We start from the raw sequence: 2,760 nt of genomic DNA on the forward strand, positions 1-2,760 counted from the left end.
CAGGTTAATAGGCCTAGTGGATGAAAGGACTATCATTATACAAAAGACGGTAATGGTCCTTAAGTTCGTGCCATTCGGGAGAAGACTGTAGTTGTGTGTGACTGTGTGTCAGAGTTCTAGGTAGTCTGCTATTCTGTCTTCTAGAAAGAACTTTGGGCGGAATGGGCTGCCGCCAGAGATGAAGCCGACGTGACCACCGCGTGGGTAGAGTTCGTATGTTACGTGCTTTGAAAGTTGTTCGGGTTTAGGGATGACTTCATCGGTCATGAATGGGTCATCGGCAGCGTGGATGATAAGGGTGGGTATGGTAATAGAGGTGAGAAATTGCAGGCCACTGCATTGTGCGTAATAGTCGTGCACATCGGCGAAACCGTGTAAGGGGGCGGTGACTTTGTCGTCGAAGTCGTAAAAGGTTTTCAGCTGTTTGACTTGGTCAGGGTCAAGGGGCATCACGTCTCTCAGTTTTGGGTTGGTCAGCTTCTCAGTGGTTTTACGTTGGAGTAGCTTAATGAGGCGCCGTTGATAAATGCTAGAGAAACCTCCTTCTAGTCGCTGGGCACAAGCGGAGAGCTGTAATGGGGCGGAGACGATGACCGCTCGATTCACCAGCGACGCCTCTTTTTGTTCCCCCAGATATTTAGCGAGAGCATTGCCGCCAATGCTGTAGCCGACGGCATCAATGTGGGCGTCTGGATTGAGGCTTCGGAGGTGTAGCAGTGTGTTCTGCATGTCGCTTGTTTCGCCACTGTGGTAGCTCCGAGCTAGGCGATTGTTTTCACCTGAGCAACCGCGGTGATGATGGACAACTGAGCAGACGTTGCGCTCGATGCATATTTTCATCAAGCGCTTCACATAAGGGGAGTTTGAGCTTCCCTCCAGTCCATGAAAGGCCACAACAATACGTTTTGGTTGCTCGTTGGCATCTAGCCAATCGAGGTCGATGAAGTCACCATCGGCGAGCTCCATACGCTCGCGTCTCAGTGCGAGGCTTGGAGTCGGCAGGATGGTTGGTAGTATCGTCTGCAGATGCGGGTTTTTCGCCCACTGCGGAGTGGAGAACTGCTTTAGCCAATTGCTGTTGATTTTACGTGCCATTAGTGATGTGTCCGATTTTCATATAGAACGGTATACTCTATATAAAGAGATAGGCCTAAGGTTTGTACACTATAATAGCTACGTGATACGTCGTGACTTTTTCCAATATAACAATCTACATGGCTCACTCTCACCATTCGCGTGAGTTTGGTTGAATGGTCGCCATTATGGGCGGTTGCCCTTTAGAATTGTGGTTCATCGGACGGTAGTTTTTGTTTCAGTTGACACTCTTCAGATGATTCACGTGAACAGAGGGTCAGACCTCGATGGCACTTTTTGCTCATTTTCACTAGCGATATTTCAAGCACGAACTAGGACTCGTCACCACCATCACCGATCGAGAATTTTCGGATGAGTTCGACTTGTGAGTGAACATTGAAGCGTTTGTAAATTTCTTTGGAATATCCGCTCAAGGTGTTTGGTGAGATACTTAAATAGGTGGACATCTCCTTACGGCTTGACCCTTGTAGAAGCAGGTTAAGTACAGTATTGAGGCGAGGTGAAAGAGCGTAGACTTTCTTGCTGAAGGACTTGGCACTTGCTTCTTGGTGGAGCCAATCGAGTTCTGAGAGAATGAGATGCATAATTTTGGCTTCTCGTGCGGTGTAGGGAGGGCTGTCGTATTCTCGATAGATGGCTACGCAGCTAGTGGCGCCGTTAGGAACTGCTGTGAGTGAGACGACGAGTGGGGCCAATCCTATTTCACGCCACTCGGAATAAGCATCGGTATAAATGAGGCCATCAGGGTCAAATTGGCATCGTCTTCGTGTTAGGGTGGAAGTGGCACTAGCAAATTCTGCGAGCACAGGAGCAAACATGTCGGCCATTTTAGCCTTCTCAAGAACGGTGAGATAAGCCGCAAATTGTGTTTCGGTGAAGCCTTCGTGGTGAGAGAGTGAGAAGGTAGATTTTTTGCCAGATTCAAATTTCCCTGAAATCCCCCAGACCCAAGCGTCAGTTTGAGTAAGTCTAGAAATGCCTCTTAATAAATTGATTCTCTTTTGGTTGAGAGTGAGGTCCGAGTGTGCCAATTCACCGAGGAGTTGAATGACCTCTCGTATGTCATCAAGTTCAAGCGCTACTGTTGTGTGATCGGACATTACCAAATGACTGTAGAGTGTCTCGGAAGAGCAAACGAGTACGTAATCGACTGTAGGGGAGAATTCTCAAACAACAGCAATGTATTTGGCTCCCGATCTGTTACCGAGTCGTGATATAACTATGAGACAGACTAAATGAGCTGAAACTCTAAAGTCTGAGCGCTGTGAGTCAGCAGCTTCGCTGGGATTATTGTTGAGCGACCGAGACGGCCGCGCTACGTGGTGAAACAGCCGCCACGTTGCGTTGGTGTTTTACGCGATCGCGAGCAGTTCGACTTCAAAAATGAGAGCGGCGAAGGGTGGGACTGTGGTTTCAGTGCCACGGTCACCATAGGCTAGGTTCTGTGGGAGGAAGAACTGGAACTTTGCGCCTGCGCTCATCAGTTGGATGCCTTCTTTCCATCCTTCGATGACTTTGTTGACAGCAAAGCTCGCTGGGCTGCCGCGCTCGGTTGAGCTGTCGAAGACAGTTCCGTCGATGAGTGTGCCGTGGTAGTGGACGGTGACCTGATTAGAGAGCAGTGGGGATGGGCCAGTGCCGTCTTGTATAACTTTATATTAACCC

The 2,760-nt window shown here is 49.0% G+C and carries 3 protein-coding genes; all 3 read right to left on the reverse strand.

The features are described from left to right. Window positions 1-108: 108 nt before the first annotated feature. Entirely contained in the window at window positions 109-1,095 is a 987-nt protein-coding gene (locus tag BSZ32_RS09760; protein ID WP_105043252.1) for a hydrolase, read from the reverse strand. A 311-nt stretch (window positions 1,096-1,406) separates the two neighbouring features. After that, window positions 1,407-2,195, reverse strand: coding sequence for a helix-turn-helix transcriptional regulator (locus tag BSZ32_RS09765; RefSeq protein ID WP_105043253.1), 789 nt, complete (start codon window positions 2,193-2,195; stop codon window positions 1,407-1,409). A gap of 252 nt (window positions 2,196-2,447) precedes the next feature. Next, a complete protein-coding gene (locus BSZ32_RS09770; RefSeq protein WP_206018924.1) occupies window positions 2,448-2,744 on the reverse strand; it encodes an FKBP-type peptidyl-prolyl cis-trans isomerase in 297 nt (98 codons plus the stop codon). Window positions 2,745-2,760 lie beyond the last annotated feature (16 nt).

Source organism: Rubritalea profundi, from assembly GCF_002954445.1.
Lineage (GTDB): Bacteria > Verrucomicrobiota > Verrucomicrobiia > Verrucomicrobiales > Akkermansiaceae > Rubritalea > Rubritalea profundi.